Below are 15639 nucleotides of genomic sequence, written 5' to 3' on the forward strand. Positions count from 1 at the left end.
GATGGCGACGGCGACGGCGACGGCGACGGCGACGACGGCCTGTGTCAAGCCGGAGAGACCCGCCCCTGCTACGAGTATGCGCCGGAGCTGCAAGGGGTCGGCGTCTGCACGGAGGGCACCGAGACCTGCACGGAGGACGGAGTCTACGGTGACTGCGTCGGCTCGGTCGGCCCGAGCTTCGATAGCTGCCTGACCAACGCTGATGAGAACTGCGATGGCGCGACGCCTTCCTGCTCCGGCGAGCAGGCCTGGATGCGGTTCGCGGGCACCCATGGCCAGGACTTCGGCGGCCACGCTGCGTTCGGAGCCGAGGGCGACGTGTTTCTCGCGGGCAGCGCCGGGGGGATGTCGTTCTTACCGGTCCCGGGCCTCGAGATGCTGGCCGAGGGCGACAACACCATATTCGTCACTCGCTATGACGAGCACGGCGAGCACCTGTGGTCGAAGCTGATCCCCGGCGACGGATTTGTCGACGACATCGCGACCGATCCCGATGGGAACGTCGTCGTGGTCGGCACCTTCCGCGTCCCCACCGACTTCGGCGAAGGGCCGATGTTGGACGAGGGCGCCTATGTCCTCATGCTCGACACCGCTGGTGAGCCCCTATGGAGCCGCCAGTGGTCGGACGCCGAATTCGTCGAGGTCGAGGTCGATCCAAACGACGGTGGGATCTTGATGTTTGGCGAGACCGCGACCGGCGAGGTCGATCTCGGGGGCGGACCTGTCGGTGGGGACGGCGGCCCATTGCTCGTTCGCCTGAGCGCCACGGGCGACTTCGAGTGGGCTCAGCCCGACTTCGAGGGGCTGCAGGGCGAGGTCTCGCTCGCGGTCGGACCCTCGGGGCTGATCGGCCTCGCCGGTAAGTGGGTGGAGGGGTCGCTCACCCTCGCCGGGGTCGATGTGCTCACGGAGGGGTACTATCGCGGGATATTCTGGTCGACCTACGGCCCGACCGGGGAGCTGGAGCGCTCGCTCGGCGAGCGAGTCGACGAGATATACTCTCGCGTCGCCATGGCGATCGGCCCGGAGGAGCAGATCGCCCTCATTGCTCACGACGCGCGCAACGTGCCCGGTGTGTGTGCTCTCGAAGACCTCCTTTGCCAAGACGAGCTGTATTACGACAACTTTGTCGCCCTGTATCAGCCTGATGGCAGCTACCATGCGAGCATCGAACTGACCGGGGACGTCGATCCCTTCGACGTCGCGTTCGCTCCCGATAACACCGTCGTTGCCGTGGGGGTGTACGAACAAGATGCGGACGTAGGCGCCGGACCGATGGACGCCAAGGGGCGGGACGTCTTCGTCACCAAGCTCGACGAGGACGCCAACCTGGTCTGGGTTCGCCAAGGGCAGACCCAGACCACCTGGGCCTTGAAGCTGGAATGGTGCGAGGTCGATCCAAACAGCGGACGCGTGCTCGGCTCGGCCTTGCAGGGGGGCAACACGGCCATCGACTTCGGCATGGGCCCGGGGGGCGGCGTGACCTCGGCCAACGACGCGTTCGTCGTCGTCCTCGAACCGTAGCCGGCATCACGAAGCGGCGCTCGTCTCAGCCGCTTCGCTGGCTGTTGTTCGGTCGAGGCCGGACGCGCTGGGGGGCAGTCGCTGCCGACCAACTGTGTGAACGAGCAGCCTCCACGGGCTGCTAGCCCTGAGTCGAGCGCGCAGCGCTTGATTCAGGGCTAGTCGCCCGCCCCCCGACGCTTCGCCTTCTTCGCCCGTCGCCGAGCCTTGCGCGCCGCGAGCTCGCGGTCGCGCGCCGCTCGGTCACCGACGACGACCGGGATCTCGACTTCGGTCCCGACGGTGACCGACACGGTGTGGAGCCAGTTGAGCGTGAAGCCGTCTCCGAACCCGACCTTGTCCGAGCTGGTCCCGCGCGCGCCGCCGCCGAGGTAGCGAAGGTTGAGATAAGGGCGGACGATCCCCGCGACGCGAAAGCCGGCCCGGACGCTGGCGTCGAGGATCGCGCCCTCGACCGGGTCCTCGCCGCCGTTGATGAAGGGGATGTTGGCGTAGAAGCCGTCGACCTCGGCGCCGTACCAGAAGTTGACGCTGTCGAGCTCGTGGCGGCCGCGGAGCTTGATCGCGGGGACCGGGCCGAAATTCGAGTTGGTCACGCTCGCGCTGCCGTCGTTGGCGACGTAGCTCGAGCGGAAGTTGCGAAACTGCATCGAGAACCCGAGCGCGAGCTCGTCGCCGGGGTCGGTGAAGAAGTCGTAGGCGTAGCTGACGCGGAAGAAGTCGAAGCCGTAGAAGAGCTCGACGCCGGTCCCGGCCGCGAAGCTGACCTCGTCGGCGACGAGCTCCTCGCTGAGCACGGTCTCGGTCCGCAGGCGCAGCGGCTGGTAGAGCAGCACGATCTCGTGGTGATCGTCGATCTCGAGCTCGGTCGACAGCCGGCCGAACAAGAACATGGTGTCCTGACGCCCGTCGCGGCGCAGGTCGAAGTAGGTCCCGTCTTCGTCGAACTGAAGCCGGTGATAGACCACGCCGAGGGCACCGAGCTCGGCGTTGAACTTCAGGCGGACAGCGATCGGCGCGAGTCCCCTGCGCGCGCGCGCAGACTCAGGACGCGGCTTCGCGGCGGCGGTCGGGGACTCGGTCGGCGAGGGTTGCTCGCCGGGCGCGACGAGGAGCGTGGTGAGTACGAGGGGGGCGAGAAGGCTCGGGAGGGGCACGGTTAGACGCTGACAGATCGAGACCCCTCCGCCAGCAAACCGGGCCCCCGCGGGCGTTGTGGCCGCCCCACGCGGACCCGGCGCCCCCCTCGGCGTCAGCTCATGCTCCGCTCAGCTCACTCGACCTCTTGGTCGACGTAGAGCCCGATCGCCGCGTTGACGCCCTGCTGGTCGCCCGCGCCGCTGCGCTCATAGGTCGAGAAGATCGCGTCGTCGTCGAGGTCCGCGAACGCCTGGGCGGTGAACTGGCAGCGGCCGTAGCCGGTGGTCTCGTTGACCGCGATGAAGTTGTAGTGGAAGTAGTGGCCCTGCTCCTGGAGGTAGTTGAGCCCGTTCCAGACCGGGTTGTCGTTCCACAGCGCGATCTCGTAGTAACCACCGCCGCCGCCGCCATCGGCCGGGATGCAGCGTCCGCCGGGGCCCTCGTTGCAGTTGAAGCCGATGTCCGGGGTGATCCCGGCCTCGCCGCCCGCGGGCACGCCGTCGGGGTGCGGGCAGCGGTGCGGGGCCATGTCCTCGACGTTGCCGCCGTCTCCGATGAACGCGGTCGCGCCACGGTCGGCGTGCTCGCTCTTGAAGAAGCTCGACGCCGCGTCGTAGATCTTGGCGAGCTGGGTCTTGGCCTCGGCGGTCTTGGCCCGGCGCATGTACTTTTGCAGAGCCGGGACCGCGACCACGGCGAGGATGCCGAGGATCGCAACCACGATCATGAGCTCGATGAGCGTGAAGCCCTTGGCGTCGCGGAGTCGTTGGATACTGAAGTTGGTCTTTTTCATTGTCGTGTCTTTCGTCGTGTGTCGGTGGCTATTTGTCTGTCGTCCCCTCACCCGCAGGACCGGCCCAGGCGCGTTTTCGAGTGTTGAGAGTCGAGGCGGCTCATCGTCGCTGCGCCTAGCAGCCCGTGGTGCCATGCCTCGCGCCGCCTCGCTTGGCCTCTTCGCCGAGGAATTTGTCGCCAAAACTTGCAGTACGCCCGGTACAGCGGCGTTTTGGCTTCGCGCCCTCGGCGAAAGTTCCGGCGCGAGGCGACACGAGGCATGGCACCACGGGCTGCTAGCAAAGCATCAACCGTGCCATCCGCGGCCGACCGGGCAATTGAATGATTTCGCTTGCCCTGATGCGCACATTCGCTCCGCGGGTGCCAAGTGACGAAAAATGTCGGGCGGGATTTGTCAGGCCGCCAAAAAACGTCACCCGCGACCGAGTGAAGATCAGCATCGCGGACGGCGCGCCCGTCACTCTCCTGCTTCGAGCGCCGCTGTTCTCCGGGTCGGGTTCGCGCGATGATGCGCATGCCTCGTGCAACCGCTCGTCTACCTCGCCGTCCTCATCATCGGCTTCTCGATCAACTTCGGCTGGGACCGCACCGTCCGACGCCGCCGGGCCCGCGCGCTGGCCGAAGCTCGCCGCGTGGCCCGTCCCCGAGCCCTGCCCCCCGCCCTCGACGAGGACGAGCGCGCGCGGCGGCTGCCCGGGACCGAGCTGCGCGCCTTCGTCGACCTGACCCGCGCGACCTTCATCGAGCTCGACGGGCTAATCAATCACTTCGATCTGCTCCTGCTCCGGGCCCGCGATCGCGCTCGCTTCGGGCTGGTCACGATCAAGTCGGAGCAGCCACGGGCCGAGGTGCAGCGCCTGCTCGTCGGCTGGCTCGAGGCCTGGGTCCACGTCGACGACCAGACCCGTGAGCGCCTGCGCAGCGTCGCGCTTGGCGCCGAGACGGTCACCAGCGTCGTCGAGCGCGAACGCGAGCGCGTGAGCTACGAATTCCGTCGTGACACGGCGCCGGTCCTGTTCGAGACCATCACCGACCTCGACCGCGCCGTGATCCACATGCAGGGTATCGTCGGCCTCCTCGAAGCCAGCGACGACGATCCCTACCGCTAGCAGCCCCAGATCAACGATGACCCCCGCAGGCGTCGGCAACTCTGCCACGCGCTGCCGCTGCGCGGCAGGCCGGTCGCTTCGCTCCGCACGCGGCAGACCCTTCGCCAAGACTTTGCGCTGTGGTGCCGCTCGGCGCTATTTTGCGCATGGATGCTCGTCGAGCTGACGCTGCTGATCGCCGCCGGGCTCGGCAACCTGGCCTGGGACCTCACGGGTCGCCGGATCTCGGCCCGCGCGCGGCGACGGGCGAGGCGCGAGCGGCGGCGCGAGAGCCTGCCGCTGCCGGCCGCCGACGAGCTCGCCCAGGATCCCTTCGAGGCCGTCGTCGGTCTCGCGCCCGCGGCCTTCGTCGAGCACACACGCGCGACCGCCGAGGAGCTCGACCGGGTCGTCGATCACTTCGACCTCGTGCTGTTGCGGGCCGAGGCCGGCGAGTCCCTCGTCGGCGACATCGTCTACATCGGCGCCGAGGCTCCGCGCGAGCGTGGGCGTGAGCTGCTCGACGCCTGGCTCGGGGCCGTCACCGAGCTCCCGGCCGACGTCGCCGAGCGCCTCCGCGACCTCGGGCTCCCGGATCAGCCCCTCGCCGACGCCCTCGAACGTGAGCGCGCGCGCAATTACTGGCCCAACGTAGCGACCTCGAGCGACCTGCTCGAGGCGACCGCGAGCGACTTCGAGGGCGCGGTCGTGCTGCTCGTGGCGTTTCTGCGCACGCTCACGGTGGCGACCAGCGATCCCTACCGCTGACAGGGCGGGCGGGGCAACAGGGCGTCGACAGGAGCGATTTGGGGGGTTACCGTCCCCGCCCGATGAGCGACGCCGCCGAACCCAAGCCCCTGATTCGCGCCGAGCGCGAGGAGATCAAGCCACACCGGGGCGCGCTGGTGTGGTTCACGGGCCTGAGCGGATCGGGCAAGACCACGCTCGCGCGCGCGGTCGAGCGCCAGCTCCACGCGCTCGGCGTCCACACCTATCGCCTCGACGGCGACGTGGTCCGCGACGGCCTCAACGGTGACCTCGGGTTCTCGCCCGACGATCGGCGCGAGAACGTGCGCCGCATCGCCGAGGTCGGACGCCTGATGGTCGACGCCGGGCTGGTCGTGCTCGTCGCCGTGATCGCGCCCTACACCTCGGACCGCGCGACCACCCGAGCCCGCTTCGGCGAAGGCGACTTCTTCGAGGTCTGGGTCGACACCCCGCTCGAGGTCTGTGAGCAGCGCGATCCCAAGGGCCTGTACAAGCGCGCCCGGGCCGGGGAGCTGAAGGACTTCACCGGCATCTCGGCGCCCTACGAGGTGCCCGAGGATCCGGAGCTGCGCGCGATCGGGGCCGGGGTCCTCGACGAGCAGCGCGAGCGCGTGATCGCGATGTTGCGCGAAGCCGCCGTACTCGGCTGAGGCCGATTCGAAGCGAGGGGCGATGAGCCGGCGAGTTGAGCCCCTGCCCGAGCCGGCCCCCGGCATCGAGACCGCGCGCTTGCTCGGCGCGTGGTACGTGCTGATCACCAACGACGAGTTCTGGCGCGCGCACACCCACCCACGCGTCGACCTCGACGCCCTCGCGCCCGACTCCGAAGGCCGCGCGCGGATCCAGCACGCGCTGCGCTTTCGCGCCCGGGACCTCCTCGGTCGGACCACGCGCGAGCTCCGGGTCGCGACCGACCTCGCCGAGCGCGACGGGCAGTTTGTGAGCCGCGGGCAGGGCCTGCGCCGCGTCGTCGTGCAGCGGTGGTCGGTCCCGCTGGTCGGGCCCAACTACCGCTGGATCGTGACCTGGCGGGCGCGCTCGAAGCTTGGCGCCCGCCCCGGGCTCTCTGTCCACACCCGTGATCCCTCGATCCCGCAGGCGCTGCTCGACGAGATCCTCGCGCAGATCCGGGCGCATCCATTCTTGTCCGCGGCCGAGGACCCCAGGCATGGCCCGCGGTGCGCCCGGCTGTTCGCGCCCGTTCAGGACTGGATCCCTCCGCAGCCCTACCGCCTCGACTAGCAGCTGCTAGCAGCCCGGGGTGCAATGCATCGTGTCGCCTCGCGCCGGAATGTTCGCCGAGGGCGCGAAGCCAAAACGCCGCTGTACCGGGCGTACTGCAAGTTTTGGCGACAAAGCCCTCGGCGAAGAGGCCAAGCGAGGCGGCGCGAGGCATTGCACCCCGGGCTGCTAGCCACCGCTCACTCGGACTCGTCGCCGAGCGCGGCCATGGCCTCGGCGTGAAGAGCTTCGGCCTCGGAGATCGCACGCGGATCGTTGTTGCGAAGGCCCTCGAGCTCCTTCGCAAAGGCCTGTCCGCGCAGGTCGTAGTGGCGCGTCCACTGGTCCACGGTCTCGCGCGAGCGCGCGGGCAGCTTCATGGCCGCGCCCAGCTCGGCCTGGTTTTGGTCCATGACCGGGAGCGCCTGCTCCTCGATGACCTCGATTCGGCGCTCGACGTCCTCGCCGGCCGCGATGTAGGCGAGCTCGACGGCGTGGTAGCGATCGTAGGCGGCCTCGATCTTCGGGTAGGGGTCGTCCCAGCGCGGCAGCCCGAGCGCGCCCGCGACCAGCACGACCGCGGTCGCGGCCGCGACCCCGGCGACGACCTTGAGCTGCAGCGCCCTGGCCTCTTGCTTCGACTTGACCGGCCGCTCCGCCAGCTTCGAGATCAGGTAGCCGAGCCCGAGCCCGACGACGAAGCCCACGACGTGCGCGACCAGATCGATCCGCGGGATCATGACGGCGATCACCACGCTCAGGACCCCGAGGATCAGCGCGTTCATCTTGGCCATGCGCACGAACTCCGGCGGCAGCGAGCGCCGCCGTCGAAGCGTGAAGCCCAAGAACGCGCCGAACAGGCCGAACAAAGCCCCCGACGCGCCAACCGAGGGGATCGTCGGCGTCCACGCGGCGCTGACCATGCCCGCGAGCAGGCCCGTGCCGAGGTAGATCGTCAGGTAGCCCGGGCGCCCGAACAGCCGCTCGCAGAAGCGGCCGACCTGCCACAAGAAGTACATGTTGAAGCCGATGTGAAAGATGCCCGCGTGGAGGAACATCGCGGTCAACAGCCGCCACCACTCGCCGTTGACGATCAGCACGCCGACGAGCGCGCCGTAGTCGACCATGATCCCGCCGCTGGGCTCGTAGGCGTCGACCCCGAGCGAGACCATCACGACCCAGACCAGGACATTGAGCCCGATCAGCACGTAGGTCAGCCACGGCTTGGGCTCCTCGCCGGCCTCGACCCTGGCCTGCTGCAGCGCTTGTTGGCGTCGGGCCTCCGCCTCGCGGGCCTGGGCCTGCGCGCGTCGCTCGGCCAAAGACACGACCTCGCCCTCGAACTCCTGCTCGCTCACCGAAGGAAAACTAGCCCAGATCCGCGTGGATTCGAATCGAAGCTGGCCCCGCGCGCGGGCAGCAGGCGCGCGCGTGCACGTGCGCACGCCGTCGAGGGCGCGAGCGTGGCGCAGACGCTCGCCCACAGGTAGCCCGGGAGCTCGGCCAGGGTCGTCGGACGCCGGCGCCAGATCGAGGTGATCGAGCTCAGCTGGCGCCGGGCCCAGACCCAGCCGCGGTACAAGGTCTGTGCGCTCATGTTGGCCGGCGCGACGACCACGTGCGCGCCGTCCCAGCGGCGCAGATCTCGGTGGCGGACGCGGTCGGCCCTGGCGAGCTCGCGGACCAGGGCGCTGCCGGGGTCGGGGGTCCACAGGCGCAGCGAGACGCTCGCGAGGCGGCGGGCCTCGACCCACTCGACGAGGCGCTCGAAGCTGCCCGCGTCGTCGTGGTCTTGGCCGAGGGTGAACGCGCCGTGGATCCGAAGGCCGCGGGCGCGGAGGGCCTCGACGAGCTCGGTGAGCTGCTCGGCGCGGGGGTCATCGGCGGGGCCGAGGCTGTCGAAGTCGACGTGGAGCTCCTCGCAGCCCGAGGCCTCGAGCGAGTCGATCACCTGCGGGGCTCGGAGCAGCGCGTCGGCCCGGACCGCGGCCGCGAAGGGCGTGCCCAGGTCCATGCCCCGGGCGGCCGCGTGCTCGAAGCTGCGCAGCTGCGCGAGGTCCCAGACCCCGCTGGCCCAGACCCCGGCGCCGAGCAGCTCTGCGCCAGCGCGCACGGGCCGATCGATCGGTTGCTCGGGGTCGAAGGCTCGGCGCGTCACGAGTCCTCCACGGCCGACCCGAGCCCGCTATTCCGCGGCGCCGAGCGCCCGCGCTCTGGCTGACATCGGGAGGATGACAAGTTCGCCACCTCTCACGCTCCGAGACGCCGACAGACCCTTTCCCTGCGCGTCCGACTCGGCAGGAGCAGACGCTCCCCTGTTGGGATACCCTCCCCGGGTGACCGAGCTACACATCGAAGCCCGCGCGAAGTCTCTCCTCGAGAGTCTTGCCTCTGGAGACCTCCTCCAGCGTCAGACCTACCTCGCGGACATCGCCGACTTCGGCCACCAAGCCATCCCCGTGCTCCTCGATCAACCCGTGGACTCCATCCTCGAGACTGCTCTGCGAGAGATCATCAGAAAGCTCACTGTCGCCGACCGAGAGCGGGCATGCACACACCTCGTTCGAGCGCTTCGCCGCGACCGTGACAGTCGCGCCCGGCTCCTCGCGCTCACTTTGCTCGGGGAGCTGCTCCCAGACCTCTCTGGGTTTGTCGACAAATCCATCGAGATCGCGCTCGACGAGGGCGAACCGACCGAACTGCGTGCGCGGGCTCTACTGACACTCCAGGCCGCCCGTCTCAGCAAGAGCAACGTCCGCGACCTTGGCAAGCTCCTGAACATCACAACCGTAGGGCCCGACAGCCCGGTCCAACTGCGTGACGCAGCGTTCCAGTGCCTGGCCACTCACGTTGATCACCTCGCGGTCGACACGACCATGAAGCAATTGGATCTGCTGCTCGCTTGTCCTGACCCGCAGGTTCGTGCCCACGCCGTCCGCTTACTGGGCGAAGTCGGCGACATCGATGCCATCGAACGAATGTGTATGTTGTCCAGCACACGGGACGAGAGCGACCAGACCCAAGCAGCCATTACTCGAATACTCCGGCGGCCGATCAATCTATTCTCGTTGCGCTGGGAACATTTTGAACACTTCGTGGGGTACCTGTTGCGAAAAATGGGTCACGAGGATGTCGAGGTCACCCGTACCGTTCGTGATGAAGGGATCGATGTCATCAGCTACCGAGAGCGACAGGATCTCAAAGGCCCGACGCGCGAACGGTGGGTCGTGCAATGCAAGCGATGGACAAAGAACAAGGTGGAAGAGCGTCACCTCGTGGAACTGGTTCAGCGCAGCCGTGACGCAGATGCGAAGCATGCCCTGCTGATCACGACCTCGAGTTTTACGCCAAGCGCGCTCGAGTACGGCAAACAACACGAGAACGCGATCGAGCTGGTCTGCGGCGAGGAATTGTTGGTCATCTTGGACAAGGAGTTCGAGCCTGGCCGCTATACGATCCGCGCCCGCGACTAGCCCTCCGATCGTCTGAGCCCCTCAGCCCTCACCAGTTCGACTCACGCCAAGCTACGCAGGCCCTCCCGCCAAAGCCCAGGCCTCAGTCAGAGCCCCTAAAACATCGGGCACGGCTCGGCCGCGCACTCGGGCCCATCCACCCCACCGCAGGTATCCACCAGCCCCGGCGCGGTCTGGCTCTCGAGCGCGAGCACCTCACCCCACGCCAGCCCAGCGTTGTTGCGCACCAGCAGCTTCGACAGCCCCCCCACCCCTTCCAACCCTGCGAGGCTCGTGAGGCTGTCGACCCACTGGATCTGCAGCACGTCGACCTCCGTCAAGCTCTCGGCGCCGCCAAAGTCGACCAAGCTCGCCGCCGTCCCGGGCACGCAGTGGTCGTACTGCACGTCGAGGGTCTGAACCTCGCTCAGGTTGTCGAGCCCGTCGAGGTCGACCAGCCCAAGGTTATCGTGGAGCCGCAATGTGTCGAGGCGCTCAAAGCCCTCGAGCCCGTCGAGGTCGGTCAGCGCGTCGTTGCCGTCGATGACCACCGAGGCGGGCTGGGCCGCGCAGCAGTCCGAGAGCCCGCCGAGATCGATCAGCGCCGGGTTGTCTTCGATCTCGACATGGATCGCGCCCCCGTGGTCGGGCGACTCGAACGAGGGCAGCCCGTCGAGGCTCGGCAGCAGGTCGTTGCCGGCGACTTCGAGCACCAGCGGTGCGAGCCCGGTCGGGAGGCCCGCGAGGCTGGTCATGCCGGCGTTGTTGCTCACGGTGATCTGCTCGGCCCAGACGAGCCCGCCGAGACCGTGGAGATCACTCAGGTTGTGGTTGCGGCGGATGTGCAGCCAGTCGACGCTCTCGAGCTGCTCGAGCCCGGCGAGGCTCGTGAGCGAGAGGTTGCCGAACACGTAGATCGTGCCGCCGACCTCGCGGAGGTTGGCCAGGACCTCGAGGTTGACGAGCTGCGTGGTCGGGCCGATCGTCAGATCGCCGAGGACCTCCTCGACGCACGCGACCGACTCGGGCGCGGTGTCGTCGGTGATCACGAGCTCGTCGACGACCGCGACGCAGCCCGCCGAGCCGGTGCTGTCGCCGTCGCCGTCGCCGTCGCCGTCGCCCTCACCCTCACCCTCGCCGCTGCCATCGCCATCGCCCGCTTCACCGAAGTTGATGCCGTCGCCGGGCGAGGGCAAGGGCCGCCCCTCGCAGCTAGCGAGCGAGAGCACGAGCGCCCCCGATAACAAGGTGCACACGCGCCGAGAGGTCGGCATGCCGGCCACGACGAGGGACAATAGCACGCATTGGCGAAGACGACCCCGATCCGTGAAGATGGGCTCCGAGGATCCCGAGGGGCAAGCCATCGTGTCGTCTCGCGCCAAATTTTTCGTCGAGGGCAAGGAGCCCAAACGCCGCTGTGGTGGACCCACGGCGAGGTTTGGCGACACAGCCCTCGGCGAAAAGGCCAGGCGAGACGGCGCGAGGGCTTGCCCCACGGGCTGCTAGCCCTAAATCAAGCGCTGAATTCAAAAAGCTGAATGATTTAGGGCTAGTACAAGCCGCAAGGCGAGCGTTTGGGGTGAGCGGAGGGGGCTTTGCCGCCGCAGCGAGGGGCCTTTTTGAAAGGCCCCTCGAGGACTAGAAGGCCTGAGTCGAGCGCGCAGCGCTTGATTCAGGCCTAGCAGCCCGGGGTGCAATGCCTCGCGCCGCCTCGCTTGGCTTTTTCGCCGAGGGCTTTGTCGCCAAAACTTGCAGTACGCCCGGTACAGCGGCGTTTTGGCTTCGCGCCCTCGGCGCAAATTCCGGCGCGAGGCGACACGATGCATTGCACCCCGGGCTGCTAGCGCAAGACCGACGGTACACCCGCGTTCATGTCGGCGGCCTGCCTACCTGCCTACCTGCCTGTAACTGCAGTACTCGAGGTCATAGACCCATGTGGGAACTGGTGCGTGCCACCCCCGGCATGCACTTGGACGACCTCCCGATCGAGAGCCCCTGCGACCAGGATTGGGACGACATGCGCCCCGACGCAGGGGGCCAACGTCGTTGGTGCGACCACTGCGCACAGCGTGTGCACGACCTCTCGGCGATGGACGAGCGCCAGGCTCGGGCCTTCCTCGACGCAAGCGAGTCGCTCGACGTGTGCATCGCCTATGCGCACGATCGCGCCGGGAACATCTCGTTTGCGAAGCCCGCGCCCAGGCCTCAGGAGCTCATCCCGGTCGCGCGCCTGGGCCGGGGACCGAGCGCCTCGCTGCTCTCACGCGCGGCTCCGCTCGCCGCCCTGCTCAGCGCGTGTACGCCCCACGATCGCGGCGAGGAGGCGGTCCGGATCGTCAGCGATCCGATCGAGGACCACGCCCAACCGGTGGTCGTGATCCCCTCGCGCCCCAACGACAACCCGCTGATCGGCCCACCAGGCACCGAGGGCGGCGCCGAGCTCCTCGACATGCCCTGCGAGCCACTCGGGCGCAGCGAGGCCCGAACGATCAAGAAGGGCAAGCGCAAACGGGCCGATCCCCCGCTGCCCAGGGGCTCTCACGGCCTGTAGAAGACCACGCTACAGCGATCCGCACTCGTTGAATTGGCTCGACTTCGGATAGTAGAGCACGAAGTTGATGCACATCTCGTCCTTGGTCTCGGGCCCGCCGTGAACCGGGTTGTTGTTGCCCGAATTGTCGTAGACGCAGTGGGTCCGGACCTCGTCGCCCGGCATCAGCACGGTCCCTTCGGGGGCGAGCGTGAAGGTCTGGTTGTCGAAGACATAGGGATCTTCGCGCCCAAGCTCGAAGGCCGGGCCGCCACCTTGGGGCACGACCTCGCCCCACAACACGCTGCCGATGTCGTGGGCGTGGAGCCAGGTCGCGACGACGTTGAGGGGGCCGGGAAAATTCGAGCTCGTGAAGCTGCTCGGGCAGCTCGCGACGTGCTCGTGGGCGGGGTCGTTGGCGGGGATGAAGATCGGGCCAATGTCCCCAAAGGTCGCAATCGCGGCGTCGTTGGGCCGGAGCTGATCGGTGAACAGCACGTCGAACCCGCCGCTGTCCGTGAACGACTGGTTGAGCGGGTTGTCGTAGTGGACCTGGAAGCGCACGGTGACCGTGCCGTTCACCCCGGCCCGGATCCCCGCCTCCGGGGGCAGGTAGAGGTTCTCTCCGCCCGGCGCCCAGCCCCAGATCATGTCGTCCCAGGGCTCCTCGAGGCAGGGGTCGATCGGGTTGTCGACCGTGGGCGTGTCGAGCATCTGCGCGACGATGTGGTGGACGTGGGGATCGCTGATCTTGGGCTCGAACCCGACGATGTGAACGTCCGCCGGGACCTCGATCGTCTGGGCGTAGCAGGAGTAGTAGGTCGGGAAGATCGCCGGCGGGCTGAAGTCCGGCATCCGGATCTCCCAGCGCTGCAGGTCCTCCCCCGGGTCGCCGTCGCCCGTGTCGCCGTCGCCCGTGTCGCCGTCGCCGTCGCCCGTGTCGCCGTCGCCGTCTCCGCCGTCGGTCTCCGTGTCGCCCACGCTCGTGAAGCCACCCCCGGGCCCGCACGCAGCCATACCCAGCGGGAGGACGAGAGCGAAGATCCAATTCTCGAAGCTAATTATTCGGCCATGCATGTCGGTCACTTCGTCTCCACGTCCGCGTCCACGTCCGCGCTCAGCCCGGCGCGCCGCCGGCGATCCACGCCTCGATCGTCTGCTGATCGCTCGCGCTGAGGGGCTGCAAGGGGGGCATCGGATCCGTGTCGCTCGGGCCGCCCACGTCGGCGTGAGTGCCACGCAGCTTGTGGACCAGGTAGCTGTTCTCCACGTCGCCCGGGGCGACGCGCATCATGCTCGGGAGCTGGACCGAGTTGACGTCGACCATCTCGCCCACGCCCACGCCTAGGTTGAGGGTCAGGTAGGGCGCGGTCATGTCACCGCCGTTGCTCGGCATGAAGTGGCACAGACACGCGGCCTCGAGGATCGGCTGGACCTCGGCGTCGAAGTCGGGGGTCGGCTCGCCGCTCGTCTCGCTGTCACCGCTGTCACCGCTGTCGTCGTCGTCCGCAGGGTCATCGCAGCCGAGGGCCAGGGCGAGACTCAAGGGCAGCAGCCAGGTCGTGCGACGCATCCCCACCAGACTAGCCGAGGCCGTCAGCCGCGTGCAATGCGCAGCGCAAAGCTGCCTGGGCATGCAGCCACGCCGCCCCAGCGAAGTCGGGGATCACGCGCGCGACACCGAGCGCCGCGAGTCGCCGCTCGCCAGGCGGGCGAGCTCATCGCGGCCCGATGCGATCGAAGCCACACAGCGGCCGGAGGATCTCGGGCACGACCACGCTGCCGTCGGCTTGTTGGTAGTTCTCGAGGATCGCAACCAGAGCCCGCGAGGTCGCGACCGCGGTGCCGTTGAGCATGTGGACCATGCGCGGCTTTTGCTTCTTGCCGTCGACCGGCTCCGGGCGATAGCGGATCTTGAGCCGCCGGGCCTGGTAGTCGGTGCAGTTCGAGGTGCTCGTGATCTCGCCCCAGTCCCCGCGCCCGGGCATCCACGCCTCGAGATCGTACTTGCGGTAGGCCGGCCCGCCGAGGTCGCCGCTGGCGATGTCGATGACCCGGTAGGGCAGCCCGAGGCCCTGAAACAGCTCCTCTTCGATGTCGCGCAGGCGCTCGTGCATGGCCTCGCTGATCTCGAGCTCGCCAACGGTGAACGCGAACAGCTCGACCTTGGTGAACTGGTGGACGCGGTAGAGCCCGCGCGACTCTTGCCCGTGGGAGCCGGCCTCGGTCCGAAAGCAGTGCGACAGGCCAGCGACGAGCAGGGGCAGGCGCTCGACGTCGAGGATCTCGTCGGCCAGCATCCCGCCGAGGGTGATCTCGGCGGTCCCGACCAGGCACAGATCCGAGTCGGCCACGCTGTAGACCTGGGTCGACTCGCCGCGCGGGTTGAAGCCGAGGCCGTCGAGGATGTCGACGCGCGCGAGGTCGGGGGTCGTGTGGAGCTTGAAGCCGTGCTTGCGGGCGACCTCGAGGGCGTAGCGCTGCAGGGCCATGTCGAGGAGCACGGCCTCGTTGACGAGGTAATAAAATTTCTGCCCGACGACCTTGGCACCCGCGGCGAAGTCGACGAGATCGAGGGCCTCGGCGAGCTCGAGGTGGTCCTTGGGCGTGAAGCCCTCGGCCGCGAAGTCGCGCCGCGTGCCCCATTGATGGAGCTCGGCGTGGTCCTCGTCGCGGTGGCCCCGCGGGCTGTCTGGGTGGGTCAGGTTGGGGACCCGCGACCAGGCCTCGTCGCGGGCCTCGCGGGCGAGCTCGGTCTGCTCGCTGAGCTCGCGCTCGCGCTCGCGCAGGGCCCGGCCCGCGTCGATCAAGGGCTTGCGAGCCGCGGCCTGCTGATCTTTGGGCAGCTTGCCGACCGCCTTGGTCGCGGCCGAGTTCTCGTTTTGCTCGCGGCGCAGATCGTCGGCGGCGCTGAGCAGCTCGCGGTAGCGCTGATCGAACTCGGCGAGGCGAGCGACGGCCTCGCTCGCCCAGTCAGACTCCGAGGACAGATCGTCGAACACCCGCACGCCGCGGTCGCGCAGGTTTTGGGTAATTCGCTCGGGGTCGTCGCGCAACAGCTTGATGTCGAGCATGGGAGGCGGTCAAAGCCCACGGCCGCCGGGGTGTCAAGCCCAGGCAC

Annotated in this window: 14 protein-coding genes and 1 pseudogene; 7 read left to right on the forward strand and 8 right to left on the reverse strand. The window is 68.4% G+C overall.

Translation table 11 applies throughout. The features are described 5' to 3' along the window. Positions 1-1524: pseudogene (locus ENSA5_RS37950) on the forward strand (hypothetical protein); the annotation flags it as partial. A gap of 158 nt (positions 1525-1682) precedes the next feature. Here ENSA5_RS37950 and ENSA5_RS20310 read toward each other — a convergent pair. Beyond that, a complete protein-coding gene (locus tag ENSA5_RS20310) occupies positions 1683-2681 on the reverse strand; it encodes a hypothetical protein (protein WP_106393334.1) in 999 nt (332 codons plus the stop codon). A gap of 116 nt (positions 2682-2797) precedes the next feature. After that, positions 2798-3457: a type IV pilin protein gene (locus ENSA5_RS20315; protein WP_106393335.1), complete on the reverse strand. Its 660-nt coding sequence runs from the start codon at positions 3455-3457 to the stop codon at positions 2798-2800. Between the two features lie 523 nt (positions 3458-3980). Between ENSA5_RS20315 and ENSA5_RS20320 the strand changes: the two genes are divergently transcribed. The 4 genes from ENSA5_RS20320 to ENSA5_RS20335 all read left to right on the forward strand — a co-directional run bounded on the left by ENSA5_RS20320 (position 3981) and on the right by ENSA5_RS20335 (position 6557). Then, the gene (locus ENSA5_RS20320; protein WP_106393336.1) at positions 3981-4568 is read left to right on the forward strand and encodes a hypothetical protein; all 588 of its coding nucleotides are present in this window, start codon (positions 3981-3983) and stop codon (positions 4566-4568) included. A 150-nt stretch (positions 4569-4718) separates the two neighbouring features. Next, positions 4719-5315, forward strand: coding sequence for a hypothetical protein (locus ENSA5_RS20325; RefSeq protein WP_106393337.1), 597 nt, complete (start codon positions 4719-4721; stop codon positions 5313-5315). A gap of 62 nt (positions 5316-5377) precedes the next feature. After that, positions 5378-5965 (forward strand): adenylyl-sulfate kinase, encoded by a 588-nt coding sequence (cysC, locus tag ENSA5_RS20330; protein WP_106393338.1) that lies wholly within the window; start codon positions 5378-5380, stop codon positions 5963-5965. Positions 5966-5987: 22 nt separating this feature from the next. Beyond that, positions 5988-6557 carry a hypothetical protein gene (locus tag ENSA5_RS20335; protein ID WP_106393339.1) on the forward strand — a complete coding sequence of 190 codons (570 nt, stop codon included), beginning with the start codon at positions 5988-5990 and terminating at the stop codon, positions 6555-6557. 179 nt (positions 6558-6736) lie between these two features. On the opposite strand, the gene ENSA5_RS20340 is transcribed toward ENSA5_RS20335, so the two are convergent. Together ENSA5_RS20340 and ENSA5_RS37955 are read right to left on the reverse strand one after the other, a co-directional pair. Further along, entirely contained in the window at positions 6737-7894 is a 1158-nt protein-coding gene (locus ENSA5_RS20340) for a rhomboid family intramembrane serine protease (RefSeq protein ID WP_106393340.1), read from the reverse strand. Then, positions 7891-8694 (reverse strand): hypothetical protein, encoded by an 804-nt coding sequence (locus ENSA5_RS37955; protein WP_181197979.1) that lies wholly within the window; start codon positions 8692-8694, stop codon positions 7891-7893. The genes ENSA5_RS20340 and ENSA5_RS37955 overlap by 4 nt, the downstream gene beginning before the upstream one ends. A gap of 178 nt (positions 8695-8872) precedes the next feature. On the opposite strand from ENSA5_RS37955, the gene ENSA5_RS37960 reads away from it, so the two are divergent. Further along, complete coding sequence (locus ENSA5_RS37960; RefSeq protein ID WP_181197980.1) at positions 8873-10009, forward strand: restriction endonuclease; 1137 nt, start codon at positions 8873-8875, stop codon at positions 10007-10009. A gap of 95 nt (positions 10010-10104) precedes the next feature. Here the strand turns inward: ENSA5_RS37960 and ENSA5_RS20350 are convergent, their stop codons facing one another. Then, complete coding sequence (locus ENSA5_RS20350) at positions 10105-11289, reverse strand: leucine-rich repeat domain-containing protein (RefSeq protein ID WP_181197981.1); 1185 nt, start codon at positions 11287-11289, stop codon at positions 10105-10107. Between the two features lie 644 nt (positions 11290-11933). Here ENSA5_RS20350 and ENSA5_RS20360 point away from each other — a divergent pair. Further along, on the forward strand, positions 11934-12539 hold the full coding sequence (locus ENSA5_RS20360; protein ID WP_181197982.1) for a hypothetical protein: 606 nt from the start codon (positions 11934-11936) through the stop codon (positions 12537-12539). Between the two features lie 9 nt (positions 12540-12548). Here the strand turns inward: ENSA5_RS20360 and ENSA5_RS20365 are convergent, their stop codons facing one another. The 3 genes from ENSA5_RS20365 to serS form a co-directional block, all read right to left on the reverse strand. After that, a complete protein-coding gene (locus ENSA5_RS20365) occupies positions 12549-13499 on the reverse strand; it encodes a monooxygenase (RefSeq protein WP_181197983.1) in 951 nt (316 codons plus the stop codon). Between the two features lie 136 nt (positions 13500-13635). Further along, positions 13636-14091, reverse strand: a complete 456-nt coding sequence (locus tag ENSA5_RS20370) for a hypothetical protein (protein ID WP_106393346.1) — start codon at positions 14089-14091, stop codon at positions 13636-13638. A gap of 145 nt (positions 14092-14236) precedes the next feature. Then, complete coding sequence (serS, locus tag ENSA5_RS20375; protein WP_106393347.1) at positions 14237-15592, reverse strand: serine--tRNA ligase; 1356 nt, start codon at positions 15590-15592, stop codon at positions 14237-14239. Positions 15593-15639: the final 47 nt, after the last annotated feature.

Origin of the sequence: Enhygromyxa salina, from assembly GCF_002994615.1 — a bacterium.
Classification (GTDB): domain Bacteria; phylum Myxococcota_A; class Polyangia; order Nannocystales; family Nannocystaceae; genus Plesiocystis; species Plesiocystis salina_A.

Bases quoted from the DNA above. Each gene is read 5' to 3' on its own strand.
- cysC (WP_106393338.1), top strand. From the start codon at position 5,378: ATGAGCGACGCCGCCGAACCCAAGCCCCTGATTCGCGCCGAGCGCGAG.
- ENSA5_RS20315 (WP_106393335.1), bottom strand. From the start codon at position 3,457: ATGAAAAAGACCAACTTCAGTATCCAACGACTCCGCGACGCCAAGGGC.
- serS (WP_106393347.1), bottom strand. From the start codon at position 15,592: ATGCTCGACATCAAGCTGTTGCGCGACGACCCCGAGCGAATTACCCAA.
- ENSA5_RS20370 (WP_106393346.1), bottom strand. From the start codon at position 14,091: ATGCGTCGCACGACCTGGCTGCTGCCCTTGAGTCTCGCCCTGGCCCTC.
- ENSA5_RS20335 (WP_106393339.1), top strand. From the start codon at position 5,988: ATGAGCCGGCGAGTTGAGCCCCTGCCCGAGCCGGCCCCCGGCATCGAG.
- ENSA5_RS20325 (WP_106393337.1), top strand. From the start codon at position 4,719: ATGCTCGTCGAGCTGACGCTGCTGATCGCCGCCGGGCTCGGCAACCTG.